The sequence below is a fragment of the Ruegeria sp. HKCCA4812 genome (assembly GCF_013034245.1).
Lineage (GTDB): Bacteria > Pseudomonadota > Alphaproteobacteria > Rhodobacterales > Rhodobacteraceae > Ruegeria.
Window position 1 is genome coordinate 1476287 of record NZ_WQFQ01000001.1, and the last position, 25894, is coordinate 1502180.

The window sequence follows — 25894 nt, forward strand, 5'->3', positions numbered from 1 at the left end:
TCAGCTCTTGTCTCTGGGAGGTTGCGGCATCAGGAAATGTCCGGAAGCCTGCGCGAACAGTTTCGCGTGGTTGTCCTGCCAGGCTTCGACTCGGACCGAGGCATACCGCCGCCCGGATCTGCTGATGAAGGCCCGTGCATATGCGTCCCGTGGAAGGCCCGAGCGCAGATAGTCGACGGTAAAGTCGATTGTCTTGGGAAACCGGATATTCGGGTCGGTCACAATCGCCTCTCCGTCGATCTCGCCACTTTCGATACGCGGGAACATATGTTCCCAACTAAGGGTGATGACAGCGGTCACTTCGAGGAATGCCGCGGTTACACCGCCGTGAATCGCAGGCAGGAACGGGTTGCCGATCAACTTGTCATCGAAGTTCAGAACGCCGGTCAGTTCATCCCCGCGCCGGTCGAAGCTGATATTGAGAAATCGGATGTAAGGGACACCGTCAACCAGCGCACGCAACGCTGCGTCGCGTCGCTGCTTGACCACCTGCATTGGTTCGGGACGAGGTCTTGCCATGTTATTTCCCCTCAACCGTAAAGGACCCCGAGGCCGTGGCCACCGGCAGGTCTTTGTCATGGTCCATAGCCGTGGCTCGTACAAACGCCACGTTCCGCGTGATGTGATAGCAGACGGCATGCGCTGTCACCGTCTGACCCGGTGTCGCTGCGCGCATGTAGTCAATGCGCAGATCGATCGTGGCTGTCCCGCCGGGGGCCGAGGGGTGGCTCATCACAGCAGCACCGCAGCATGTGTCCAGAATTGTGGAAATCGCCCCACCGTGAATCACCCCTGTGCGCGGATCCCCGATCAGATCCTCATTGTAGGGCAACGTGATCTCTGCCTCGCCCTCACCGATCTGCGTGAGCTTGAGGTTCAATGCCCGCGCATGGGGGATCGCCTCGATAAACTGGCGGGCTAAAACTGTCTTGTCGACCATTGGTTTGCGTCCTGTTCTCTGCCCGTCCTTTATGAGCCGCTGTTTCCGCAAAGGGCAAGCCCACCTGTTGCGCTTGGGATCGGGACCGCCTAGGTTGCTGACAAGGAGATCGGGAATGTCCAACAACCGTTTGTCATTCAAAGAGATGTGCGCCGAGTTCGACGTGACCCCGCGCACTCTGCGCTATTACGAATACATCGAACTTTTGCAACCGGACCGTGAAGGTCGGTCCCGGTTTTACGGCCCGCGCGAATGCGCGCGGATGAAGCTGATCATGCGCGGCCGCAAGTTCGGTTTCCCCCTGGAAGAGATCCGCCAATGGCTTTTGATCTACGAAGATCAGGGCAATGAGGCGCAAATGGCCACCTTCGTCGAGATGGCGGATCGCCAGATGAACGAGCTTCAGCAGCAGCGCCAGCAACTGGACGAAGCCATGGACGAACTCAAGCGTCTGCGCGACCAGACGGCCAAGTCGTTGGGATAGCCGCCCCCCAATCCGAAAATTCGAATTGATCACCCTGAATCTGCGCAAACAGATGCGCGGTGTTTCCTCAATTGCGACAGCTTTGGCGGGAAATTCCGCATGACGCAACGGAAAGAAAATTGCGTCAGACCGTGCTTACGTGGCCGGATGTTACGTCAACTTTGAAATGACGCAGCGTCTGGATTACGTAAACGTAACTCTCGTGTTGTAAAGCGCGTACCAACTGCGCAACTCATATCTCATGACGCCAGTGACGAGAGTATGACGAATGACCGAAGATGTGATGACCATCCGTGAGATGTGCGAGACCTATGATGTCACGCCACGCACCTTGCGGTTCTATGAGGCCAAGGAACTTCTGTTCCCGATCCGTGAAGGCCAGAAACGTCTGTTCACCAAGCGTGATCGGGCGCGGCTCAAACTGATCCTGCGCGGCAAACGATTTGGGTTCAGCCTGGAAGAAATTCGACAACTGCTGGATTTGTACCATGTAGGCGACCAGCAGGTCACACAGATGACCCGCACCTATGAAATCGCGTGCGAGCGTCTGGAGGACATGGAAGCGCGCCGCGAAGAGCTGACGCAGGCCATCGACGATCTGAAAGAGCAGTTGCGCTGGGGCGAGAAAGTCATCGCCTCGATGAAACAGGAAAAGAAGGCAGCCGAGTAACCTCGACCTGTCATCCGGACATATGAATTAAGGGAGCTTCACATGCCCGTTTACAACGCGCCAACCAAAGACATGCAGTTCATCCTGCACGACGTGCTGAATGTCTCAAAGTCGGACATACCCGGCTATAACGAACTGGAAGCCGAGTTTACCGGCGCGGTTCTGGAAGAAGCCGGCAAGGTTGCCACAAATGTTCTGCATCCGCTGAACGTTGTCGGCGACACCGAAGGATGCCGGTTGGAAAACGGTATTGTGTACACCCCGACCGGGTTCAAGGAAGCCTTCGAGCAGATGAAGGAAGGCGGCTGGACTGGCCTCGACATGCCGGAAGAGTATGGCGGCCAAAACATGCCCTATGTGTTGGGCACTGCTGTGGGTGAGATGTTCTCGGGCTCAAACCAGGCTTTCACCATGTACCAGGGCCTGACGCACGGCGCGGCCTCGGCGATTCTGGCGCACGGAACGGACGAGCAGAAGAACAAGTACCTGCCCAAAATGGTCAGCTGTGAATGGACCGGTACCATGAACCTGACCGAACCGCATTGCGGCACCGATCTGGGCCTGATGCGCACCAAAGCGGAACCGCAGGGCGACGGCAGCTATAAAATCTCGGGCCAGAAGATCTTTATCTCGGCTGGCGATCACGACATGGCCGACAACATCATCCACCTGGTGTTGGCGAAAATCCCCGGCGGCCCCGAGGGAATCAAAGGTGTTTCGTTGTTCATCGTCCCCAAGTTCATCGTGAACGAGGACGGTTCGCAGGGCGAACGCAACGGCGTCTCGGTCGGCAAGATCGAAGAAAAGATGGGCATCCACGGCAACTCGACCTGCGTCATGAACTATGACGAGGCCACCGGCTGGCTGCTGGGCGAAGAGCACAAAGGTATGCGTGCTATGTTCACCATGATGAACGAAGCGCGTCTGGGTGTAGGCATGCAAGGCCTGTCGCAGGCCGAAGCGGCGTATCAGAACGCTCTGGAATACGCCAAAGACCGCCTGCAGGGCCGCGATGTAACCGGTGTAAAGAACCCCGATGGCCCGGCTGATCCGCTGATCGTTCACCCTGACATCCGTCGCAATCTGATGGATCAGAAAAGCTTCACCGAAGGCGCACGCGCGTTCATCCTTTGGGGCGCGACCATGATCGATAAAGCCCACCGATCGGGTGACAAAGACGCGGACGGGCTGATCTCGCTTCTGACCCCGGTCATCAAGGGCTTCCTGACAGATGAAGGTTACGACATGACCGTTCAGGCGCAGCAGGTCTATGGTGGGCACGGCTACATCGAAGAATGGGGCATGTCGCAATACACCCGCGATGCCCGGATCGCCATGATCTATGAAGGCGCCAACGGCGTACAGGCGTTGGACCTTGTTGGCCGCAAACTGGCGCAGGATGGCGGTAAGCACGTCATGGCCTTCTTCGACATGGTCAAAACCTTCTGTAAGGAAAACGCAGGCCAGAACGAGGCTTATGACAAAGCCTTCATCGAACCGCTGAAGGCTGCGTCCAAGGATCTGCAGGCGGCTGGTATGTATTTCATGCAGGAAGGCATGAAAAATCCGAACAACGCGCTGTCCGGTTCCTACGATTTCATGCACATGTTCGGTCATGTCTGCCTGGGCCTGATGTGGGCCCGTATGGCCAAGGCCGCACAAGAAGCGCTGGACAGTGGCACGTCGGACAAAGAGTTCTACGAGACCAAGATCAACACCGGCCGCTTCTACATGGCCCGCCGTCTGCCCGCCACGGCGTTGCATCTGTCGCGCATTCAAACCGGCGCGGATACCGTCATGGCGCTGGAAGCTGCAAACTTCTGATCTTTCTCCGGTTCCGGGGTCCCGCCCCGGAGCCGGTTTTCGGAGGAGATACAATGCCAAAACGATTTCGCCTGACCCGCCGATTCCCGGTCGCCATGACCGAGGACGGCTATCGAAAGCTCAGGGCTTTTGCCCGTGAGGCAGGATTAGATGAAGGCGAAGCGCTGTCTTTTCTGTTCGAAAATTTCAACAGCGTCATTGATGAAGACAACCTTACCCATCGATTGCGTCTTTTCAATTCCGAGTTGGAGGCGCGCAAGCGCTAGGCACCAAAACCGCCAAGCTAGGGTAAAAGACGCACAAAACGCCACGGGAGGGGCGATTGCATGACCATTAAACTGCACTGCTTCGGAGAAAGCGGCAATTCCTACAAGGCCGCTCTGGCGTTGGAAATGTCTGGCCTCGATTGGGAACCGGTCTTTGTCGATTTCTTCAACGGCGTCACCCGAAGCCCCGAGTTCCGTTCGGAAATCAACGTGATGGGCGAAGCGCCCTTCATGGTCGATGGTGATTTCCAAACCTCCCAATCCGGTGCCATTCAGGCCTATGTGACTGAAAAATCAGGAAAGTTCGGCGGCAAAAATCGGGAAGATAACTATGACATCCTGCGCTGGGTGCTGTGGGACAATCACAAGCTCAGCTCGATGGCGGGCCTGACCCGGTTCCTGATCAACTTTCTGCCCGAACAGCATCGCAACCCGGATGTGATCGCCTTCAACCAGGGCCGCCTGAAGGCCGCCTATCAGGTGCTGAACGCGCATCTGGAAGGCCGCGACTGGATCGTCGGCGACGGCGTGACCAACGCCGATCTCAGCTGCTGCGGCTATCTGTATTACCCTGAACCATTCGGCTTTGACCGCGCCGACTGGCCCCATATCGACGCCTGGCTGACTCGCCTGTCCGAACAGCCCGGCTGGAAACACCCATATGACCTGATGCCCGGCAACCCGTCGGATCGAGCTTGAGGAGAAGACCCATGACCGAAGCTTATATTTATGACGCCCTGCGCACCCCGCGCGGCAAGGGCCGCAAGGATGGCAGCCTGCACGAGGTGACCTCGGTGCGTCTGTCCGCCCTGACCCTGAACGCGATGAAGGAACGCAACAACCTGGAAGGCCACGCCGTCGAGGACGTGATCTGGGGCAACGTCACGCAGGTGATGGAGCAAGGCGGCTGTCTGGCACGTTCGGCGGTTCTGGCCTCGGATCTGGACCAGTCGATCCCCGGCCTGGCGATCAACCGCTTCTGCGCGAGCGGGATGGAAGCCGTGAACCTGGCCGCAAACCAGGTCAAGGGCGGCGCGGGCGACGCTTACATCGCAGGTGGCGTCGAGATGATGGGCCGTGTTCCCATGGGCAGCGACGGGGCGGCGATTGCCGTTGACCCCTCTCTGGCGATGGAGACCTACTTTGTGCCGCAGGGCATCTCGGCCGACATCATTGCCACGGAATACGGGTTCAGCCGCGATGACGCTGACGCTCTGGCAGTTGAATCGCAAAAGCGCGCGGCGGAAGCCTGGGCGGAAAACCGGTTCGAAAAGTCGATCATCACGGTCAAAGACCAGAACGGCCTGCCCATTCTGGACCGCGACGAGTACATGCGGCCGGGTACCGACATGCAAAGCCTTGGCGCGCTGAACCCGTCCTTCCAGATGATGGGTGAGCAGATGCCGGGCTTCGATAAGGTCGCGATGCTGAAATACCCGCATCTTGAGCGGATCAACCACATCCACCACGCGGGCAACAGCTCGGGCATTGTGGATGGTGCGGCGGCTGTTTTGATCGGCAACAAGGAATTCGGTGAGAAATACGGCCTGAAACCGCGCGCCCGCATCAAGGCCACCGCCAAGATCGGTACCGACCCGACCATCATGCTGACCGGCCCGGTTCCTGTGACCGAGAAGATCCTGGCCGACAACGGCATGAAGATCAGCGATCTGGACCTGTTCGAAGTCAACGAAGCCTTTGCTTCGGTCGTGCTGCGGTTCCAGCAGGCCTTTGACGTCGATCCGGCGCTGGTCAACGTCAACGGCGGATCGATCGCGATGGGTCACCCGCTGGGCGCAACCGGTGCGATCATCATCGGCACCTTGTTGGATGAACTGGAGCGTCAGGACAAGGAAACCGGTCTGGCCACGCTTTGCATTGCGTCCGGCATGGGTGCGGCAACGATTATCGAGCGGGTCTGATGCCCAAGCTGGATCTCTCTCAGATCCCGTTCAAGGGGGGCTCGTCCTATCCGGGCAAGCTGGCCGAGGCGACCGCTGGTCGTTTCGTGCAGCGCGTCGGGGATGCGGGCGGGCTGACCCAGTATGGGGTCAACATCGTGCGGCTGGAGCCTCAGGGCCTCTCGTCGCTGCGCCACTACCATATGGAGCAGGACGAGTTTGCCATCATGCTCAGCGGTAAATGCGTGCTGATCGATGACGATGGTGAGCATGAGATGCTGCCCGGTGACTGCGCCGCTTGGCCCGCTGGTGAGGCCAATGGCCACCACCTTGTGAACAAGACCGATGCGCCCGCGACCTTTCTGGTAGTGGGCACACGGACCCCGACCGAGACCGGCTATTACAGCGACATAGACATGATGGTGAAGGATGATGAGAACGGATTCTCTTTCACCCGGAAAGACGGCGGCCCGCTGACGGCTGACCAGATTGGAGATGACAATGACTGATTTCACTCTGACCAAAGACGCGGACGGCGTCGCCTTTGTGACCTGGGACGCCCAGGGAAAATCCATGAACGTGCTGACCCGCGAGGCTTTTCAAGAAGTCAGCCAACTGGTTGATCAGGCCCTGAGCGACGACGAGATCAAAGGTATTGTCATTACCTCGGGCAAGGAAGGCTCGTTTGCCGGCGGAATGGACCTGAACACATTGGCCACCATCCGTCAGGAAGCCGGGGACGAACCTGCGCAGGCGTTGTTTGATTTCGTCATGGGCGGACATCACATCCTGCGCAAGCTGGAATTGGCGGGCATGGACCCCAAGACCAAGAAAGGTGGCAAGCCCATCGCCTGTGCGATCAACGGAACCTGCGCCGGGATCGGGACCGAGATCGCACTGGCCTGCCATCACCGCGTCATGACAAGCAATCCAAAGTCCAAGATCGGGCTGCCCGAAATCCTGCTGGGCATCTTCCCCGGCGGCGGCGGCACCATCCGTTACAGCCGCATGGTGGGCGCCATGGCGGCGGCCCCCGTACTGCTTGAAGGCAAGATGATGGACCCGGCCAAGGCCAAGGGCGCGCAGTTGATCGACGCGGTTGCCGACGATCCGGTTGCCGCAGCCAAGGAATGGGTTCTGAATGCCAAGGACGCTGATCTGGTGAAACCCTGGGACGCGAAGGGCTACAAGATGCCCGGTGGCGCGCCTTACCACCCTGCCGGTTTCATGACCTTCGTGGGCGCGAGCGCCATGGTTCACGGGAAAACACAAGGCGCCTTCCCCGCGGCCAAAGCCCTTCTGAGCGCGATCTATGAAGGCGCGCTGGTCGACTTTGACACCGCTTTGAAAATTGAAGCCCGCTGGTTCACCAACGTGCTGATGAACCCGTCCTCGTCGGCGATGATCCGGTCACTGTTCCTCAACAAGGAAGCGCTTGAAAAAGGCGCGGTCCGTCCGAAAGATGTGCCCGATCAGCGTGTCAAGAAGATCGGCGTTCTGGGCGCTGGCATGATGGGGGCCGGTATCGCGCTGGTTTCTGCCCAAGCTGGCATGGAAGTCGTTCTGGTCGACCGCGATCAAGAGGCGGCCGACAAAGGCAAAGCTTATACCGAAACCTATCTGGACAAGGGTATCAAGCGCGGCAAGGTCACGGCCGAAAAGAAAGAGGCCATGCTGGCCCGCATCACGGCGACACCGGATCTGGACCATCTGAAAGGGTGTGACCTGATCATTGAAGCCGTGTTTGAAGACATGGGCGTAAAGGCCGAGATGACCAAAAAGGTCGAAGCGATCATTCCCGAGGACTGCATCTTTGCCTCGAACACCTCGACCCTGCCGATCACCGATCTGGCCAAGGCAAGCGTGCGTCCCGACCAATTCATCGGCATCCACTTCTTCTCACCGGTCGAGAAGATGTTGCTGGTCGAGATCATCAAGGGCAAGGAAACCGGTGATCGCGCCGTTGCCAAGGCGCTCGACTACGTGCGCCAGATCCGAAAGACGCCGATCGTGGTCAACGATGCGCGCTTCTTCTACGCCAATCGCTGCATCATTCCGTACATCAACGAAGGCGCACGGATGATCACCGAAGGCGTGAGCCCCGTGCTGATCGACAACGCCGCACGTCAGTTGGGCTTTCCGGTTGGTCCGATCCAGCTGACCGATGAAACCTCGATTGATCTGGGGGCCAAGATCGCCCGTGCGACCAAGGCCGCCATGGGCAATGCCTATCCGGAAAGCCCCTCGGACGATCTGATCTTCTGGATGGAAGAACAGGGCCGTCTGGGCCGCAAGGCAAACGTCGGCTTCTTCGACTATGACGAAAAAGGCAAGCGCGTCGAATACTGGAAGGGTCTTCAGGATAAGTATCCGCTTGCCAAAGACCAGCCCGACCTGATCGAGGTACAGGAACGCCTGATGTTCGCTCAGGTTCTGGAAGCGGTTCGGGCGCTGGAAGAAGGTGTGCTGGAAGACATTCGTGAAGGCGACGTGGGCGCCATTCTGGGCTGGGGCTTTGCGCCGTGGTCCGGTGGTCCGCTCAGCTGGCTCGACATCATCGGCACGCCCTACGCAGCCGAAAGATGTGATCAGCTGGCCGAGAAATATGGCGAACGCTTTGCCTGCCCGCCGCTGCTGCGTGAGATGGCAGAAAAGGGTCAAACCTTCTACGGGCGTTTCAACCCCGAAGCAAAGGCTGCCTGAATCAGTGACGCAGGCGCGTGAAATCACGCGCCTGCATCGTTTTTGTCAGTGTTTGGTTAGATCTGCCATTCGGGCCGCAGAAACAGCACCGGCGCGTTTGGACGCCCCGGTCGACCCGGCCGCCTGACCCCAGAGGGCGGACGGATCGGAAATATCGGTTCCTGCGGAATGGGTGCAGGCAGGGCACCCAATGGGTTGGCAAGGGCTGACATATCTCCCATGCTTGCAATCAGGTTGACCAGCATTGTGCCGGTCTCTTCATCGGCCACATCGTAACCAGCCCCGCTGACCCTGCCGCGCATGTTGAACAGGCCGGAAGGGCAGTAGGCTTGCAGGCCGCCCTCGACAAAAATCACCTGATCTTCGTCGAAAAAAAGGGAACGGACCTCAAACGACGATCCCGGTGCCTGCGACATAAACCGACCCACGCCATTCAGCAGTCTTGCGGATACGACGGAACACCCGCTGACATCGGCATCAATCTGCGACAGGTTCAGAGCGATGCCCTGTTCGGGCATCAGCCAAACGGGGCGCCCGTTATACGCGGCGCGTGCCGGTACGAAAACCGGCAAATACTCGGAACGGCGCTCTTCGGCAGGAATGACCACGACGCTGGTCGAGATGCGGCGCACCTCTTTGAACCCGTGATCCAGAGTTCGGACAAGATCGCCGACTGCAATGCGCTCAACCGGTTTCCACCCGCTGGTCGTCGCAACCTTCGTGCCGCTCAAAAAACCACCACGGCGCGCGTTCACTGCGTGGTTCAAACCGGATGGATCAGTTTCCGACGACTGATCAAGATAAACAGAAATACTCGTAACTTCAGACACGTGCCTAACCCCCTTTGGCACAAACTCACTATGCAAAACAGCTAACATCAAAAATCGGGGCTGTCTTATTTCGGACATATTTATGCCCAATTTGGACTGTCTCAGCGCATTCCCAGGGCGATTTGGTGAACACTCACAAGGCAAAAACAGGCTTTTGTGCAATTTCCGAAACGGTCAGCATGCATGGAACTTACGAATCCATCTGCACCTGATCCGTTGAAATGAACCCGCTTGTTGAGGTTGCAGCCGCAAAATCCGTTGGCAGTGCGCTGTTGTACGTGTCAGGCAAGTTCCTGCTGGGTGGATGACCGCCTGGCCCGCCAGCCCAGCAAAACCCCTGCCGCCGCGATCAGGACAATCCCGGACACTTGCATCAAATCGAGGGTCTGACCCAGTGCGACGAATGCAAAGAGCGGCCCGAAGATCATCACCGAATACTCGAAAACGGCCACGTAAGAGGTCTCGCCTACCTGATAGGCTTTGATGAGCATGAAGACCGCAATGGTCGACCCGACGGCCTGAACAACAATCCATGGCAGCGCGGGCCCCACTTCCCAGACCCAACCCCGCGTAACAAAGCCATCCGGCCCGTCCAGCGTGGCAACGGGCGCAACCGTGAACAAGGCGGCGCCCACGGCCCCTGACAGCCCAAGGGTAATGACCATGGCTGCCAGCATCGCAACCGTGCTTTCACGCGCGCAATATGTCCGCGTCATGATCGAACTCAAGGCATAGAAAAAACCTGCGGCAATTGGAAAAACCGAACGCATGTCAAATTCGACCGGGTTGGGTTGCAATACCAGAAGGGTGCCTGAAAAACCGACCAGCACAGCCAGAATGCGCCAGGGCCCGATCTTTTGCCCAAGCGCAAATGACGAAATCAGCAGCACGAAAATCGGCGAGGTGAACAACCCTGCCAGGGCTTGCGCAATCGGCATCATCGACAGCGACGCAAAATAGAAAAACATGGCCGTCGTAATCAGAAGGCTGCGCAAGGTGACCGCCCCCCACCGTTGCGGCCTCAGCCCGCCCAGCCCCATAAGGGACAGGCCGACAATCAGCGGCAGCATCAGCAATGCCCGCATGAAATGGAATTGCCACAGCCCGACCGTCTCGGCCAGCAGGATCACAACATTGTCGATCACGCCGATAATTGCCATTGCTGCTACCATAAGGGCTGAAGCCAGCACCGGAGAGGTGGTCGTGTCTGCCTGCATGTTCGCGCCCTTGTTGCGATCAAAGATCGGCGATCTTATTCCTGCCGGGTATCCAGCACAAATCGGAATACCTGCGCAACAGGTTTGCGCACGGCGTTTTCACCATGCTAAGCTGCGGCAAAACAATTTCGAGCAGACCCCAACCAGATGACGGCCCTGAAACAGTACCAGCGGATCGAAGCCACCGGTCTGTGGCGCCCTTCGCCCGATGAACAGCGGCGCGAAGTCGTGGTATCGATTGGCGAGGCGACCCTAACCATTTCCGATTTCAATGACAGGGCTTTGACGCATTGGTCTTTGGCGGCGCTTGAACGGCAGAACCCCGGTGCCTTTCCGGCTATTTTTTGCCCCGACGGTGATCCGGATGAGACACTGGAACTGGGAGAATCCGAAACCACGATGCTTGAAGCGATCGATCGGCTGCAACGTGCCATCGAACGTTCGCGCCCCCATCCCGGCCGTTTGCGCTGGATGAGCGTCGGCGGCGTCGTGGCTGCGGTTCTGGCCGTATTGTTGTTTTGGCTGCCCGGTGCGTTGCAAAACCATGTTGTCTCGGTCGTGCCCGAAATCAAACGACAGGAAATCGGAGACACGATCCTGCGTCGGATCGAGCGCGTCTCGGGACCGGCCTGTTCTTCCGTGGATGCGCAGGCTTCACTGGATCGCTTGGCCAGTCGTACGGGCGTACGGCAGATCGTTATTCTGCCCGCCGGCGTTCAGGACAGCCTCAGCTTGCCGGGTGGCACCGTTCTGTTGAACCGGGCGCTGGTTGAAGATCACGAAGACCCTGCTGTCGCAGCAGGCTATGTTGTTGCAGAGCGCGCGCGGACTGCGCTCAACGACCCGCTGGATGATCTGCTGGACAGAACCGGGGCGGCCTCGGCCTTTCGGCTGTTGACGACCGGGGAACTGACACCTGAGATCATCGACACCTATACCGAACAGGTCCTCTCGCAGCCCCGACCTTCCCTTCCGGACGAAGACTTGCTGGCGATGTTCTCGCAAAGCGCCCTGCCTTCCACCCCTTACGCCTATGCTCAGGATATTACCGGAGAGTCAGTATTGGGCCTGATCGAGGCTGATCCCATGGCCGGCCGGACACTGGAACAGGTGTTGCCGGACCGTGATTGGGTCCGGCTGCAAAACATATGTGGTGAGTAAGCCGGTTTACTTGGTTCCAAACATCCGGTCGCCCGCGTCGCCCAGACCCGGCATGATATAGCCTTTCGAGTTCAGCTCGCGATCCAGTGCGGCAGTGACGATGTGCACATCCGGGTGCGCCTCTTTCATACGCGCCACACCTTCCGGCGCGGCCAACAGGCACAGAAAGCGGATATCCGTCGCCCCCGCCTCTTTCAGCAGGTCAATCGCCGCAGCCGAGCTGTTGCCGGTGGCCAGCATCGGATCCACCGCGATAACCAAACGGTCTTTCAGGCTCTCGGGTGCCTTGAAGTAATACTGCACGGGCTTCAGCGTTTCTTCGTCGCGATACAGACCGACAAAGCCGACGCGCGCAGAAGGAACAAGCTCCAGCACCCCGTCCAGCATCCCGTTTCCGGCACGCAGGATCGACACCAGCGCCATTTTCTTGCCCGCCAGAATGGGTGCATCCATTTCTTCCATCGGTGTTTCGATATGGCGCGTGGTCAACGGAATTTCGCGCGTGACCTCATAGGCCAGCAGCAGCGTTATTTCGCGCAGCAACTGCCGGAACACGGCGGTCGAGGTGCCCTTGTCCCGCATGAGCGTCAGTTTGTGTTGCACCAGAGGGTGATCGACGATGGTCAGATGTTCGCTCATGTTTTCTCCAGTCTTTTCTTGACCCGCGCACGGGTGGCGTCATCGCAAAAGGCCGCTTCCAGGGCGGTTTCGTTCAGGGCCGCAAAATCTTCGGCCTCCCAGCCGAAGGCTGCGTTCAACATCTCATATTCCCGTCGCATGGTCGTGTGAAAAAATGGCGGGTCATCCGTTGAGACGGTGACCTTCACGCCCGCATCACGCAAGGCCGCGATTGGATGTGTCGCAAAATCCGGGAAAAGCCCCAGAACCACATTCGATCCCGGACAGACCTCAAGAGTGATGTCCCGGTCGACCAGTTCGCGAACAAGGTCTGGATCCTCGAGGGCGCGAACACCGTGTCCGATGCGCTCGACCCCCAGATCGCGCACGGCATCGCGCACGCTTTCAGGGCCGCCGAACTCTCCGGCATGTGTCGTCAGGCGAAGCCCGGCCTCGCGCGCGCAGTCAAACGCCCATTTGAAATCGCCCTGAGTGCCAACGGATTCATTGCCACCCATGCCAAAACCGGTGATCCAGTCGCCCGCAGTCTCTGCCGCGCAATAGGCGCTGCGCTTGGCTTGATCGGGGCCGAAATGGCGCACACAGGTAATGACGCCGCGCAGGGTGATGTCAAACTTGCGCTCGGCCTCGTCCGCCGCGTCCTGAATGGCGTTCAGATAGTCTCGCCAGGCGTGCAGGTCGCCGCCGCCACAAAAATCGGGGCTCAGAAAAGTCTCAGAATAGACGACACCGTTTTCGGCGCTTTCTTCGAGAATGGCCAATGTCAGCCGCCGAAAGTCTTCGGGCGTCTTCAGGACTTCGCAAGCAGCTTCATACACATTCAGGAAATGCGCGAAATCGCGGAAATCATAGGATCCGTCCGGCTTGAAGATACCGCTCAGATCCACCCGTTTTTCATGCGCAAGCTGACGTATGAATGCCGGGGGGGCGGCGCCTTCGTGATGCAGGTGCAGTTCTATTTTCGGCAGATCGGCGACGCTCATAGAAAGTTCCTTCCCGGCCCTTGCGCCGGAACGTTCAGGTGATGGGCGATGCTGGCGGCGATATCGGCAAAGTCTACCTGGCCGATCTGCCCCGTGCCCGACCCGGAAATCAGAACCGGCACTTGTTCACGTGTGTGATCCGTCCCGGTCCAGCTGGGATCATTGCCATGATCGGCGGTCAACACCAACAAGTCGCCGGGGCGCAGCCTGGCCAGAAACTTGCCGATCTCGTGATCGAACCATTCCAATGCTCGGGCATAACCGCTGATATCGCGGCGGTGGCCGTAAAGACTGTCGAATTCAACAAAGTTGGCAAAAGTCAGGCTGCCCTGTTCGGCGTCATCCACCAGATCTGAAAGGTGCCGCATGAGTTCAGCGTCCGACCCTTTGCGCAGCGTGTCGATACCCTGCATGGAAAAGATGTCGCCGATCTTGCCCACCGCGTGCACCTTCCGCTCGGCATCCTGCACCCAATTGGTCAGAACCGGTGCGGGCGGCAGAATGGCGAAATCCTTGCGGTTGGCAGTCCGTTCAAAACCCGCCTCTGGCGAGCCGACAAAGGGGCGCGCAATGACACGGCCCACTTTCATCTCGTGCAAGCGCGGTGCAAGTGCGCGGCACATGTCCAGCAAACGGTCCAGTCCGAAACTCTCCTCATGGGCTGCGATCTGAAACACACTGTCAGCTGAGGTGTAGCAGATCGGCCAGCCGGTTCGCATATGCTCGGCACCCAGTTCGGCGATGATCGCCGTGCCCGAGGCATGGCAATCGCCAAGGATGCCTTCGGTCCCGGCGGCCTGAGCCGCTGCGCGGCTCAGGTCCGCGGGAAAAGCCGGAACCGTATCCGGGAAATAGTGCCAATCCCACGGCACTGGCAGACCTGCCAGTTCCCAGTGGCCCGAGGGCGTGTCTTTGCCGGGCGAATGCTCGCGCGCGCAGCCCCACAGCCCATTGGGTTTCGCGTTCAATCCGGGGGTTGCGTCCCCAGACGCCAGTTGCGCAGCCGCACCCAAACCCAGCGCGTCGAGGTTCGGCAGGTTCAAGGGGCCCGAGCGCCCGTCTTCGGCCCGCCCTTCGGCACAGGCCTGCGCGATATGGGCCAGCGTATTTGCCCCACTATCCGGGACGTCGCCATTGAAAAAACGATCGGCATCAGGCGCACCGCCTATTCCAACGGAGTCCATGACGACGAGAAATGCACGGCTCATACGCTGATCCTTTCGTGGATCAGATCCGGAAGCGTCGGAGCCCTATCGCTGATCTCAATCGCGCTCAGCACGGTTTCTGCGGCTCTGCGCGCGGCATCTTCCCGAGCAGTATGGATCACTGCAATCGGCGCTCCCTTTGACACGCGATCCCCAAGCCGAAGAATACTGGATATCCCGACGGCGGGGTCGATCTCATCACTTTCGACCTGACGACCACCGCCCAGCGCAACCACGGCAAGACCCAGAGCTTCACCATCGACCGCCGAGATGAAGCCGTCCTGCGGGGCCGGAACCTCTTGGATGACATTCGCCTCAGGCAGGAACCGGGCCCAGGTATCGACAAACTGAACCGGGCCACCGACCGCTGCCATCATGCGCCCGAACCGTTCGGCAGCGCGGCCGTTACGGATGATTTCAAAGATCTTCTCACGCCCTTCCTCAACCGTTCCGCACATTCCTGCGTCGGTCAGCAGGACACCCCCCAACTCGGCGGAAATGTCTGCCAAAGGGGACGCATTCGACGTGGTCAGCACCTTCATCACTTCCGCGATTTCCAAGGCATTGCCCAACGCCGGGGCCAATGGTTGGTTCATATCCGTGATCACCGCCGACGTGCGGCATCCTGCTGCGTTTGCGGTCTGGGTCAATGCGGTGGCCAATTTGCGGGCATCTTCCATCGTTTTCATGAAAGCACCGCTGCCGGTTTTGACATCCAGAACCAGCGCGTCCGGGCTGGCGGCCAGCTTTTTGGACAGGATCGACGCTGTGATCAGATCCAAGCTCTCGACCGTCGCGGTCACATCCCGCACCGCGTAAAGGCGCTTGTCTGCCGGCGCGATCTGGCCGGTCGCCCCGACGATGGCCGCGCCGGTATCGCGTAAAATCTGCGCAAGACGGTCCTGCCCAATCTGAGTGCTGACCCCCGGTATCGCCTCTAACTTGTCCAGCGTTCCGCCGGTATGCCCAAGACCCCGGCCCGAGATCATTGGGACATACGCCCCACATTCCGCCAACGCCGGAGCAAGAACCAGACTGACGCTGTCCCCGACCCCTCCGGTCGAGTGCTTGTCGATCACCGGCCCGTCCACGTCCCAGGTCAGAACGTCACCGCTGTCGCGCATCGCAATCGTCAAATCCGCACGCCCCCGAGGGCCCAATCCGCCCATGCAGACAGCCATGGCGAATGCCCCGGCCTGCGCGTCGCTGACGCTTCCGTCCGCAAGCCCCTGCGCAAACCAGATCAGCTCCTCGCGCCCGGGCACTTCCTGCCTGCGTAGTTTTGCTATGATCGAGCGGGCATCCATGCGTTCAGACATCCTCCATATGTGACGCGTCGAATGCGCCCGGCAACAAATCCCCGATGGTTGTCTCGAATTCAGCGCCGTCCACGGTTGCAAGGGTAACCTTCACATCGCGCTTGCCAAACTCGGCCAGTTTCTGGCGACACCCACCGCAAGGCGGCACAGGCTGAGGGCTGGAGGCGACCACATAGACCTCGGTCAGTTCCTGCTCTCCTGCGGCGACCATCGCGGCGATTGCGCCGGCCTCGGCACAAGTGCCTTCGGGATAGGCCACGTTTTCAACGTTGCACCCGGAAAAGATCTGACCCGTCGAAGCCCGAAGCGCTGCGCCAACCTTGAAATTCGAATAAGGCGCATAGGCGTTTTCGCGGACTGACAAGGCAGCGTCTTTGAGCGACATGGCGATTCCCCGTTTTTTGATCATCTGGTCAGAAATTTGGATCGTTACGTAAAAAGGCCGAGGAATTGAAGCCCCCAGCCAATGTTTTTCAGTCAACCCAGTGTTGTCGTGAACGTACCGGGCAAGGTGACTTCCAGCAACTCGATGTTGTCCGAGGGCGAGGACAAGCGCGTGCGCATCCCGGGCGGGATGACAAAGGCGTCTCCCTGCTCCAGCCGATAGGGCTCGCGTCCTTCGCCTTCCAGTGTGACCGCTCCGTCCATCACGAAGGTAAAGTGAATGTCCGTATCGTGGCTGGCCCATTCGGTATCGCCCTGCCCTTTGCGAACGACCTGGACGCCTGCGACCCCTTTGGTGTTCTCGGCAATTGTCGTGTCGCGGCAGATGTAACCCGGAAGGCGGAACGGTACCCATTCGGCGTCCTTGGCCCGGTTGTAGACAAAGCGTTGTCCCTGCCATTCGCGGTCCGGGCGAAAATGCGGCGTGGGAAGCTGCATGTCATGGTCGATTTCCGTGACATGTTCCGCTGGCACACCTATCTCGATGACCTGAACATTGTCCGACGCCTCAAGCACGCGATGACGAATTTCCGGCGGCTGGATAAAGCAATCCCCTGCGGTCAGGCGCATTCTCTCTCCCTGATCCTCGTAAACGACATCCACCCAGCCATGAATGCAGAATATCAGCTGGAACCCGACTTTGTGAAAATGCACCATATCGGGCACCGGGCCCCCGTCCGGGATGCGGATATGGCTGGCGATGATCGATCCGCCCAGACGATCCGGCACCAGATCGCGATAATGCATCCCCGCCCGACCGATGATCCAGGGCGCCTGATCCTTGAGCCTGCGCACCACGAAGGAATGAACTGTTTCAGGCATCACCAGCGGCGGGTTACGCTCTTCGATTTCGATCCGGGTCCCATTCGGCGCGACAAGAACGCGTTGGCCATCTGCAAAGCTTTCCGGGTCATCTGTCAGGATGCGCAATGTTCCCGGACCTTCGGGCGCGTCTTTGTCAATCCGCAGCCGCAGACCGTGCCCTGAAAACACAGCAACGCGCGGATCGTCCGCGGGATAGATCATGTCCATCTGCATCCCCAATACCTTGGTATAAAAGGGGATGTCGTTTCGAATTTCCTGGGTAGGCAAACGAAATTCAGCTTGGGTCCGGGAAGGCTCGGATGTCTTTGTCATGAGATGTCTCGTCAGAATTCGATTTTGACCATCCGATCAGAACAGAGGCCAAAATGCCAATCGAAAAGAACATCTCGAGCGTTTCTTCCATCACGAAAAGCCGCGCCTTCATAACTGACGACAAAGCTTCGCCGTGCAGCCCGGTAAATTCTTCAAAAAGCTGAGCGATGACGGCAAGACAGCCGGCCGCAATGAACACGATCATAAAAGGCGCGCGCCGCTTGACAGCACGCCATCCCGTCGGGATCCCATGCCAGATGACACCGCCCAGAACAACGCAGGCCAGCAGGACCCTGACCATAGTGACGTCCAGCACCGAATCCAGACCGTCAAGGATCATGAACGGCAAGCTGCCTTCAGGATAAACGCCTGCTTCCAGCTCACGCTCGGCCAACAACAGGAATGTCAGCCCGATATACAGCCGGGTGACACCCGGATATCGCCACAAAGCGGCCACACCCGCTGCAAACAAACACGCCGCGGAAATTGTTTCAAACAACCCGCCTTCCTGATTGAAAACCAGTGCCTGTTCTGGCCAGATGCCAACAGCACCAAGAAGCACAACACCTGACAGCACCGCCAACCAAAGGGTTAGCCGCACAACTCCGGTATCCGCCACAGAACCGGAGAACAGGCCATCGACCTGATCATTTGCCTTGAAAGTCATTACTGCTTGTCTTGCCTGAGTGTTTGTTCGTCTCGCAAAGTTGCCTAGATGTAAAAAAAATATGTCAAAATTCAACCCATTTCGGGTGTGCAACTGCGCCACGTCGGCAAAATTACGCAACGTAGCCAAGCTTGGACGAATAGTTTAATGTTAAATCAAATTCTAAGAGGGAACTGAAACTTCAATGTCTGACACCCCCAGCCTGCGACAGGCCGCGCTTGACTATCACGCCCATCCGAAACCCGGAAAACTTGAGATCAAGGCCACGAAACCGATGGCCAACGGTCGCGATCTGGCGCGCGCCTATTCGCCCGGCGTGGCCGAGGCCAGCCTTGAAATCAAAGCCGACGCCGCAAACGCGGAAAAGTACACGGCGCGCGGCAACCTTGTCGCCGTGGTATCCAACGGCACCGCGGTTCTTGGTCTGGGCAATATCGGGGCGCTGGCCTCGAAACCGGTGATGGAGGGCAAAGCCGTCCTGTTCAAGAAATTCGCTGGCATTGACTGTTTTGATATCGAAGTAGACCAGCCTGATCCCGAAAAGCTGGCGGATATCGTCTGCGCGCTGGAACCGACATTCGGGGCCATCAACCTGGAAGACATCAAGGCACCGGATTGTTTCATTGTCGAAAAGCTGTGCCGCGAGCGCATGAACATTCCCGTTTTTCACGACGATCAACACGGAACCGCCATTGTCGTCGGGGCCGCGGCCAAGAACGCTTTGCATGTGGCGGGGAAATCCTTTGCGGACATCAAAGTCGTATCAACCGGCGGTGGGGCTGCTGGGATTGCCTGCCTGAACATGCTGGTGAAACTGGGTGTGAAACAGGAAAACATCTGGCTGTGCGATATTCACGGGCTCGTCTACGAGGGGCGCGCCGAGGATATGAACCCGCACAAGTCGCAGTTTGCGCAGAAAACGGAATTGCGGACTCTGGATGATGTAATCGGCGATGCGGATCTGTTTCTGGGCCTTAGTGGCCCGAATGTCCTGAAGCCTGAAATGGTTCAGAAAATGGCCGATCGTCCGATCATCTTCGCACTGGCCAACCCAACGCCAGAAATTCTGCCTCAGGCCGCGCGTGAGGTAGCCCCGGACGCGATCATCGCCACCGGGCGCAGCGATTTTCCCAATCAGGTCAACAACGTATTGTGCTTTCCGTTTATCTTCCGGGGCGCTCTGGATGTGGGCGCGACCGAGATCAATGACGCGATGCAGATCGCCTGCGTCGACGGCATTGCGGAAATGGCCCGCGCGACGACAAGCGCCGAGGCCGCAGCCGCCTACAAGGGCGAGCAACTGACCTTTGGGCCGGATTACCTGATTCCGAAACCTTTTGATCCGCGCTTGGTGGGTGTCGTCTCATCTTCCGTTGCCCAGGCAGCCATGGAAAGCGGCGTCGCAAAGCGCCCCATTAGGGATCTTGAGGCCTATAAGGAAAAACTCAACCAGTCTGTTTTCAAGTCGGCGCTTTTGATGCGCCCCGTATTCGAGGCCGCGGCCGTCGCATCCCGTCGCATCGTATTTGCCGAAGGCGAAGATGAAAGGGTGCTGCGGGCTGCACAGGCTATTCTTGAGGAAACGACGGAAACACCGATTCTGATCGGACGCCCCGAAGTCATCGAATCCCGATGCGAAAAACTGGGCCTGACCATTCGCCCGGGCACAGACTGCCAGATCGTGAACCCGGAAAATGATCCGCGTTATTACGATTACTGGAACTCGTATCATCAGATCATGCAGCGCCGAGGTGTGACCCCGGATCTGGCCAAGGCGATCATGCGCACAAATACAACCGCCATCGGCGCGATCATGGTGCATCGGGGCGAGGCTGACAGTCTGATCTGCGGCACGTTCGGCGAATATCGCTGGCATCTGAACTATGTTGAACAGGTGCTTGACGATGGCAACCTGCGTCCGCACGGCGCGTTGTCGCTGATGATTTTGGAAGACGGCCCCCTGTTCATCGCCGATACGCATGTCCGGCAATTGCCGACGCCCGAAGAACTGGCGGAATCCACCATTGGCGCCGCGCGGCATGTTCGCCGATTTGGGATCGAACCCAAGATCGCATTCTGTTCGCAATCGCAATTCGGCAATCAGGCGGAAGGATCGGGAAAACGCCTGCGCGCTGCATTGGACATCTTGGACCAGAAACCGCGCGACTTTGTCTATGAAGGCGAAATGAACCTGGATGCGGCCCTTGATGCGGATCTTCGGGCGCGGATTTTTCCGGGTTCTCGCCTACAGGGCGCGGCAAATGTGTTGATCTTTGCTCATGCGGATGCGGCCAGCGGCGTGCGCAATATCCTGAAAATGAAAGCGGACGGGATCGAAGTTGGCCCCATTCTGATGGGAATGGGCAACAAGGCGCACATCGTCACCCCGTCCATTACCGCACGCGGATTGCTGAACATGGCTGCCATCGCGGGGACCCCGGTGGCGCATTACGGGTGAGCCGACCGCCCGACGCCCTGAACCGCATCCCCCACGGGGGTGCGGTTAACACAATTCTCACCTTTTGACTGCTATATGCCGTTGCATCTCCGTGGGAGCCATAGCGCACGCGGAAGAAGGACGAATTGGCATTGCGCCGAGTCGCCTCGGACGTGATCTTTTGCACGGTCGAGTTTGCAAGTTTGCAAAATAGCCTCTTTGGCGCAGAAAATCCAATGCTGGAAAAGAAGTTTGCAAAAATTTGCAAGCTGTTGCGCGAATTACTGCAAATATTTTGCGATAAACTGACGCGTCGTCATTTGACTCGCTTGCCCGATAGTTTTCTGGGTCCTAACACAAAGGCCAAGTCGTTGTGAGGAGGACGAGATGGCGTATCAGGACGTTTATGACAGTTGGAAGAAAGACCCCGAGGCGTTCTGGATGAGCGCCGCCAAGGGGATCGATTGGGTCAAAGAACCCAGCAAAGCTCTGTTCGACGACAACGCGCCTTTGTATGAATGGTTCAGCGACGCACGAGTCAATACCTGCTGGAACGCCGTGGACCGCCACGTGGAAAACGGGCGCGGCGAGCAGACCGCCATCATCTATGACAGCCCGATCACCCATACCAAGCGCGAGATTTCATATGTCGAGCTGCGCAACCGCGTGGCCAATCTTGCCGGCGCGCTGCGGGCGAAAGGCATCGAGAAAGGTGACCGCGTCATCATCTACATGCCAATGATCCCCGAGGCGCTTGAGGCGATGCTGGCCTGCGCTCGTCTGGGCGCTGTGCATTCCGTTGTGTTCGGCGGATTTGCCAGCAACGAACTGGCGGTCCGTATCGACGACGCCAAACCCAAAGCCGTCATTGCGGCGTCCTGCGGTTTGGAACCTGGCCGGGTCGTGCACTACAAGCCGCTTCTGGACGGCGCCATCGAACTTGCCGAGCACAAGCCGGATTTCTGCGTCATCTTTCAGCGCGAACAGGAAGTTGCTCAGTTGATCGAAGGGCGCGACTACAACTGGCACGGGTTCCAGTACGGTGTCGAACCGGCGGAATGTGTTCCCGTCGACGGCAACGATCCGGCGTACATCCTGTACACTTCGGGCACCACGGGGGCGCCCAAGGGCGTCGTGCGCCCCACTGCCGGGCATCTGGTGGCACTGAACTGGACCATGAAGAACATCTATGACGTTGATCCCGGTGATGTATTCTGGGCGGCATCTGATGTGGGTTGGGTCGTTGGACATTCCTATATCTGCTATGCACCCCTGATCCACGGCAACACGACGATTGTGTTCGAAGGCAAACCGGTCGGCACCCCTGATGCGGGAACCTTCTGGCGCGTAATCTCTGAACATAAGGTGAAAAGCTTCTTCACCGCCCCTACGGCGATCCGTGCCGTGAAACGAGAAGACCCCAAAGGCGAATTGATCGCCAAGTATGATCTGTCTCATCTGCGGGCACTGTATCTTGCGGGGGAACGGGCTGACCCCGACACCATCATCTGGGCGCAGGATGCGCTGAAGGTCCCGGTGATCGACCATTGGTGGCAGACCGAAACCGGATGGGCCATCGCCGGAAATCCGCTGGGCATCGAAGAGCTTCCGATCAAGCTGGGTTCGCCCGCGAAACCGATGCCCGGCTATGACGTGCAAATTCTCGACGAAGGCGGCCACCCGATGAAAGCTGGCGAACTGGGGGCCATCGCGGTCAAACTGCCCTTGCCTCCGGGCACCCTGCCGACCTTGTGGAACGCCGAGGAACGGTTCAGGAAATCCTATCTTGAACATTTCCCCGGCTATTATGAAACCGGCGATGCCGGCATGATCGACGAGGACGGATATCTTTACATCATGGCCCGCACCGATGATGTCATCAACGTCGCGGGTCACCGTCTGTCGACCGGGGGGATGGAAGAAGTGCTTGCCGCTCACCCGGATGTGGCCGAATGCGCGGTGATCGGTGTATCGGATCAGCTAAAGGGTCAGATGCCCGTTGGGTTCCTGTGCCTGAATGCCGGCGCTGATCGGGATCATGGCGACGTGGTTCAGGAAGTCGTCAAGATGGTGCGGGAAAAGATCGGCCCGGTGGCGGCCTTTAAACTGGCCGTCGTCGTCGACAGGTTGCCCAAGACACGTTCGGGTAAAATCCTGCGGGGTACGATGGTGTCGATTGCAGACGGTCAAGACTACAAAATGCCTGCAACGATCGATGATCCAGCCATTCTCGACGAGATCAAAGAGGCCTTGCAGACAATCGGTTACGCCAAGTAACCCGAGGGGCGGCATTAGCCGCCCATTTTTTTGTCTTCTCTTGCAACCGGAAGCAGCCCCTCTACTGTCACGTTAAGACAGTGAGGACCCATGACACAAACCGATATCTGGCGTCTCAGCGCCACAGACCTGACCACCCTGACAAGACGCGGCGACCTGAGTGCGACCGAGGCGGTTCGGGCCTCGATCGAGCGAATGGATGAGGTCAACCCGGATTTGAATGCGGTTGTGGAAGACCTGCGCGAGCAAGCGTTGGAACGTGCCGAAGCGCTTGACAATGCGCGGGCTGGCGGCAAACCCACGGGTCCGCTGCATGGCGTGCCGGTCACGATCAAGGTGAACATTGACCAAAAAGGCCATGCCACAACGAACGGTGTCGTCGCATTGAAGGATGTGATTGCACCGGATGACGCCCCGGTTGTGAGCAATCTGCTAGAGGCCGGCGCTGTTGTTGTCGGGCGAACCAACACGCCCGAGTTCTCTTTCCGCGCCGACACGGACAATCCGCTGTATGGCCGCACGCACAACCCCTGGGGGCGGCATATCTCGCCCGGCGGCTCTTCCGGTGGGGCTGGCGCCGCGGTCATGGCCGGAATCGGCGCGCTGGCCCACGGCAACGATATCGGCGGCAGCCTGCGCTTTCCCGCGGCGGCCAACGGAGCCGTGACGGTGAAACCCGGGCTGGGGCGTGTCCCGGCATGGAACCCAAGCCAGAAGGTCGAACGCGGTTTGCTGGCGCAGTCGATGTCAGTTCAGGGCCTGATTACCCGGTCGGCCGCTGACCTGCATCTGTCCATGCCCAGCCTGATCACCGCCGACGCGCGTGACCCGTTTCACGTGCCGATGCCCTGGCGTGGTCCTGATCCCGACGCGCCCGTCAAGGTGGCATTCACCAAGAACACATTCGGCTATGCCCTGCACCCCGAGGTGGAAAAAGCGCTCGACACGGCGCGGGACGCACTGACCGATGCGGGTTATGTGGTGCAAGAGATTGACCCTCCCGATGTATTTGAATGCGGTCGGATCGGTTACCGTACGCTGATGGGCGAGGTGCTCACGCTCATGCAGTCGGATATCGAAGCTGCCGGTTCGAAAACCATTCAGAATATCTTTGCGGTCTATTTCCAGGAATTCCCGCCTATTGTCGAAACCGAGATGGTTCAGATGCTGGCCAAGCGAAGCCACTATGCGCGGGAATGGTCCCTGTTTATGCAGGATTACCCTTTGGTGCTGTCGCCTTTCCTGCCACAACCGTTCTTCAAACCTGACCGGGACACCGAAGGCGCCGATGGAGTGCATGAGGTTCTGGGGTGCGCCGTTTATTCCTATGCGATGAACTTTCTGGGCCTGCCTGCGGCATGTGTCCCGGCCCGGCTGGCTGAATTGCCTAAGGGCCCCCAGCCGATCAATGTTCAGATTGCCGCACAGCGTTGGCGCGAAGACCTGGCGGTGGATGCGGCCGCGGCAATCGAGGCACGCGTGGGGCAAATGTGCCTGCCGCTTTGGGAAAAGTCAGAGTTGCTGGGCGGCTGCAAAAAATAGACCCCGGGACATTGTACCCGGGGCCCGACTGCTAAAATAAGCCCGGATTTCTGATGACGAGCGTAGCACCACCCACCCTCGCCAGCGCAAAATCTGCGCAATCATTCGAATACGCCGTTCAGGTGGCCACTCACTCCCACCTTGGCGTGTTCTCCGGGCAATTTCACATTAGCCAATTGCCAAAAGATTCCCTGTGAACTGCTTCACACAGTTTCAAAAAATCCTCGCAGAGACGCAAATTTATGTGAATTGCTCGGAAATCAGTCGTTCTTCCAAACCGTGCCCGGGGTCGAAAAGAATGCGATGTGAAATCGTAGGCTCGGACCGGATTTCGACCCAGTCAATGTCTGGGAAAGCTACGGAATCAGCGGCAACGATAACGGGTCGCTTGTCCGCATCCAGCACATCGAACCGTACCTTCGCGATTTTTGGCAGCAAGGCACCACGCCACCGGCGGGGGCGGAATGCGGCGATTGGGGTCAACGCGAGAACGTCCGAACCAATCGGCAGAATAGGCCCGTGTGCCGAGTAGTTATACGCCGTGGACCCCGCCGCTGTGGACAGCAGCGCTCCATCGCATACAAGTTCATCCATTCGCTCGCGGCCATCAACGCTGATCTTCAGCCGCGCGGCCTGCGGGCCTGCCCGCAACAATGACACTTCGTTGATCGCCAACGCCTCGTGCAGCTTTCCGGACTGATCCATCGCCCGCATCGCCAGCGGATTGATGACCTCTTCCTCAGCATCCTCCAGGCGGGCCATCAGGTCGTCTTCGTGATACTCGTTCATCAGGAACCCGATTGTGCCACGGTTCATCCCGTATACCGGTGTATCAAGATGCTGCATGTTGTGAAGGGTATGCAACATGAAGCCATCCCCCCCAAGAGCAACCACAACATCTGCGTCGCGGGGCGCCGCATTACCGTGTTTGGACACCAGAGCATCCCGGGCCGTTTGCGCCACTTTGACCTCACTGGCAAGAAAGGCGATTCTTTTTTTCATGTTTTCCGGTTTCCGGTGCTGCACATTTGGTTCCGAAACAAACATACCTTTCCCCGATAGGCCAGTCTTGACGCCGCAGCGGGCCAAATCGTCGCTTTAAGCCTTTTGCAAATGTGGCGTTTCCGATAGGAAATCCGCAAGATTTTTACCCAGCCATGTGGAGCGCCCATGAACGCCAATCTTCGTGATACCGGATTTTTCACCCAGTCCCTTTCTGATCGTGATCCCGAGCTTTTTGGCTCGATC

25 protein-coding genes are annotated in these 25894 nt (G+C 58.5%); 13 read left to right on the forward strand and 12 right to left on the reverse strand.

Annotated features, from left to right (window positions below):
• Both GOW04_RS07255 and GOW04_RS07260 read right to left on the reverse strand, forming a co-directional pair.
• Entirely contained in the window at positions 1-519 is a 519-nt protein-coding gene (locus tag GOW04_RS07255) for a PaaI family thioesterase (RefSeq protein WP_152457427.1), read from the reverse strand.
• 1 nt (position 520) lies between these two features.
• On the reverse strand, positions 521-940 hold the full coding sequence (locus GOW04_RS07260; protein WP_152457426.1) for a PaaI family thioesterase: 420 nt from the start codon (positions 938-940) through the stop codon (positions 521-523).
• Positions 941-1055: 115 nt separating this feature from the next.
• On the opposite strand from GOW04_RS07260, the gene GOW04_RS07265 reads away from it, so the two are divergent.
• The 8 genes from GOW04_RS07265 to GOW04_RS07300 all read left to right on the forward strand — a co-directional run bounded on the left by GOW04_RS07265 (position 1056) and on the right by GOW04_RS07300 (position 8788).
• Entirely contained in the window at positions 1056-1424 is a 369-nt protein-coding gene (locus GOW04_RS07265; RefSeq protein WP_152457425.1) for a MerR family DNA-binding transcriptional regulator, read from the forward strand.
• A 268-nt stretch (positions 1425-1692) separates the two neighbouring features.
• Complete coding sequence (locus GOW04_RS07270) at positions 1693-2094, forward strand: MerR family DNA-binding transcriptional regulator (RefSeq protein ID WP_152457424.1); 402 nt, start codon at positions 1693-1695, stop codon at positions 2092-2094.
• A 42-nt stretch (positions 2095-2136) separates the two neighbouring features.
• Positions 2137-3918: an acyl-CoA dehydrogenase C-terminal domain-containing protein gene (locus GOW04_RS07275; RefSeq protein ID WP_171231988.1), complete on the forward strand. Its 1782-nt coding sequence runs from the start codon at positions 2137-2139 to the stop codon at positions 3916-3918.
• A gap of 53 nt (positions 3919-3971) precedes the next feature.
• Entirely contained in the window at positions 3972-4184 is a 213-nt protein-coding gene (locus tag GOW04_RS07280; protein ID WP_152457422.1) for a hypothetical protein, read from the forward strand.
• Between the two features lie 60 nt (positions 4185-4244).
• The gene (locus tag GOW04_RS07285; RefSeq protein ID WP_171231989.1) at positions 4245-4883 is read left to right on the forward strand and encodes a glutathione S-transferase family protein; all 639 of its coding nucleotides are present in this window, start codon (positions 4245-4247) and stop codon (positions 4881-4883) included.
• Positions 4884-4894: 11 nt separating this feature from the next.
• Positions 4895-6106: an acetyl-CoA C-acetyltransferase gene (locus GOW04_RS07290; RefSeq protein WP_152457420.1), complete on the forward strand. Its 1212-nt coding sequence runs from the start codon at positions 4895-4897 to the stop codon at positions 6104-6106.
• Entirely contained in the window at positions 6106-6594 is a 489-nt protein-coding gene (locus tag GOW04_RS07295) for a cupin domain-containing protein (RefSeq protein WP_171231990.1), read from the forward strand. Before GOW04_RS07290 ends, GOW04_RS07295 begins: the two co-directional genes overlap by 1 nt.
• Positions 6587-8788 (forward strand): 3-hydroxyacyl-CoA dehydrogenase NAD-binding domain-containing protein, encoded by a 2202-nt coding sequence (locus GOW04_RS07300; protein WP_171231991.1) that lies wholly within the window; start codon positions 6587-6589, stop codon positions 8786-8788. The genes GOW04_RS07295 and GOW04_RS07300 overlap by 8 nt, the downstream gene beginning before the upstream one ends.
• A gap of 56 nt (positions 8789-8844) precedes the next feature.
• Here GOW04_RS07300 and GOW04_RS07305 read toward each other — a convergent pair whose 3' ends face one another.
• Together GOW04_RS07305 and GOW04_RS07310 are read right to left on the reverse strand one after the other, a co-directional pair.
• Positions 8845-9618, reverse strand: coding sequence for a Hint domain-containing protein (locus GOW04_RS07305; RefSeq protein WP_371814363.1), 774 nt, complete (start codon positions 9616-9618; stop codon positions 8845-8847).
• Positions 9619-9899: 281 nt separating this feature from the next.
• Positions 9900-10835: a DMT family transporter gene (locus GOW04_RS07310; protein WP_171231993.1), complete on the reverse strand. Its 936-nt coding sequence runs from the start codon at positions 10833-10835 to the stop codon at positions 9900-9902.
• A gap of 147 nt (positions 10836-10982) precedes the next feature.
• On the opposite strand from GOW04_RS07310, the gene GOW04_RS07315 reads away from it, so the two are divergent.
• Entirely contained in the window at positions 10983-11996 is a 1014-nt protein-coding gene (locus GOW04_RS07315; RefSeq protein ID WP_171231994.1) for a hypothetical protein, read from the forward strand.
• A gap of 6 nt (positions 11997-12002) precedes the next feature.
• On the opposite strand, the gene upp is transcribed toward GOW04_RS07315, so the two are convergent.
• The 7 genes from upp to GOW04_RS07350 form a co-directional block, all read right to left on the reverse strand.
• Positions 12003-12635, reverse strand: a complete 633-nt coding sequence (upp, locus tag GOW04_RS07320) for a uracil phosphoribosyltransferase (protein ID WP_152457415.1) — start codon at positions 12633-12635, stop codon at positions 12003-12005.
• The gene (locus GOW04_RS07325) at positions 12632-13618 is read right to left on the reverse strand and encodes an adenosine deaminase (protein ID WP_171231995.1); all 987 of its coding nucleotides are present in this window, start codon (positions 13616-13618) and stop codon (positions 12632-12634) included. Before GOW04_RS07325 ends, upp begins: the two co-directional genes overlap by 4 nt.
• Positions 13615-14826: a phosphopentomutase gene (locus GOW04_RS07330; protein WP_171231996.1), complete on the reverse strand. Its 1212-nt coding sequence runs from the start codon at positions 14824-14826 to the stop codon at positions 13615-13617. The genes GOW04_RS07325 and GOW04_RS07330 overlap by 4 nt, the downstream gene beginning before the upstream one ends.
• Entirely contained in the window at positions 14823-16130 is a 1308-nt protein-coding gene (locus GOW04_RS07335; RefSeq protein ID WP_171232054.1) for a thymidine phosphorylase, read from the reverse strand. Before GOW04_RS07335 ends, GOW04_RS07330 begins: the two co-directional genes overlap by 4 nt.
• 4 nt (positions 16131-16134) lie before the next feature.
• The gene (locus GOW04_RS07340; protein ID WP_171206635.1) at positions 16135-16551 is read right to left on the reverse strand and encodes a cytidine deaminase; all 417 of its coding nucleotides are present in this window, start codon (positions 16549-16551) and stop codon (positions 16135-16137) included.
• 68 nt (positions 16552-16619) lie between these two features.
• Positions 16620-17723, reverse strand: coding sequence for a cupin domain-containing protein (locus GOW04_RS07345; protein WP_171231997.1), 1104 nt, complete (start codon positions 17721-17723; stop codon positions 16620-16622).
• A complete protein-coding gene (locus tag GOW04_RS07350) occupies positions 17686-18390 on the reverse strand; it encodes a hypothetical protein (RefSeq protein ID WP_171231998.1) in 705 nt (234 codons plus the stop codon). Before GOW04_RS07350 ends, GOW04_RS07345 begins: the two co-directional genes overlap by 38 nt.
• 184 nt (positions 18391-18574) lie before the next feature.
• Between GOW04_RS07350 and GOW04_RS07355 the strand changes: the two genes are divergently transcribed.
• The 4 genes from GOW04_RS07355 (at position 18575) to GOW04_RS07370 (ending at position 24646) form a co-directional block, all read left to right on the forward strand.
• Positions 18575-20848 carry an NADP-dependent malic enzyme gene (locus tag GOW04_RS07355; protein WP_171231999.1) on the forward strand — a complete coding sequence of 758 codons (2274 nt, stop codon included), beginning with the start codon at positions 18575-18577 and terminating at the stop codon, positions 20846-20848.
• Between the two features lie 125 nt (positions 20849-20973).
• Entirely contained in the window at positions 20974-21204 is a 231-nt protein-coding gene (locus GOW04_RS07360) for a hypothetical protein (RefSeq protein ID WP_171232000.1), read from the forward strand.
• Positions 21205-21214: 10 nt separating this feature from the next.
• The gene (gene prpE / locus GOW04_RS07365) at positions 21215-23104 is read left to right on the forward strand and encodes a propionate-CoA ligase PrpE (RefSeq protein WP_171232001.1); all 1890 of its coding nucleotides are present in this window, start codon (positions 21215-21217) and stop codon (positions 23102-23104) included.
• Between the two features lie 90 nt (positions 23105-23194).
• Complete coding sequence (locus tag GOW04_RS07370) at positions 23195-24646, forward strand: amidase family protein (RefSeq protein WP_171232002.1); 1452 nt, start codon at positions 23195-23197, stop codon at positions 24644-24646.
• Positions 24647-24886: 240 nt separating this feature from the next.
• Here the strand turns inward: GOW04_RS07370 and GOW04_RS07375 are convergent, their stop codons facing one another.
• Positions 24887-25648, reverse strand: a complete 762-nt coding sequence (locus tag GOW04_RS07375; RefSeq protein WP_253282455.1) for an NAD kinase — start codon at positions 25646-25648, stop codon at positions 24887-24889.
• Positions 25649-25894 lie beyond the last annotated feature (246 nt).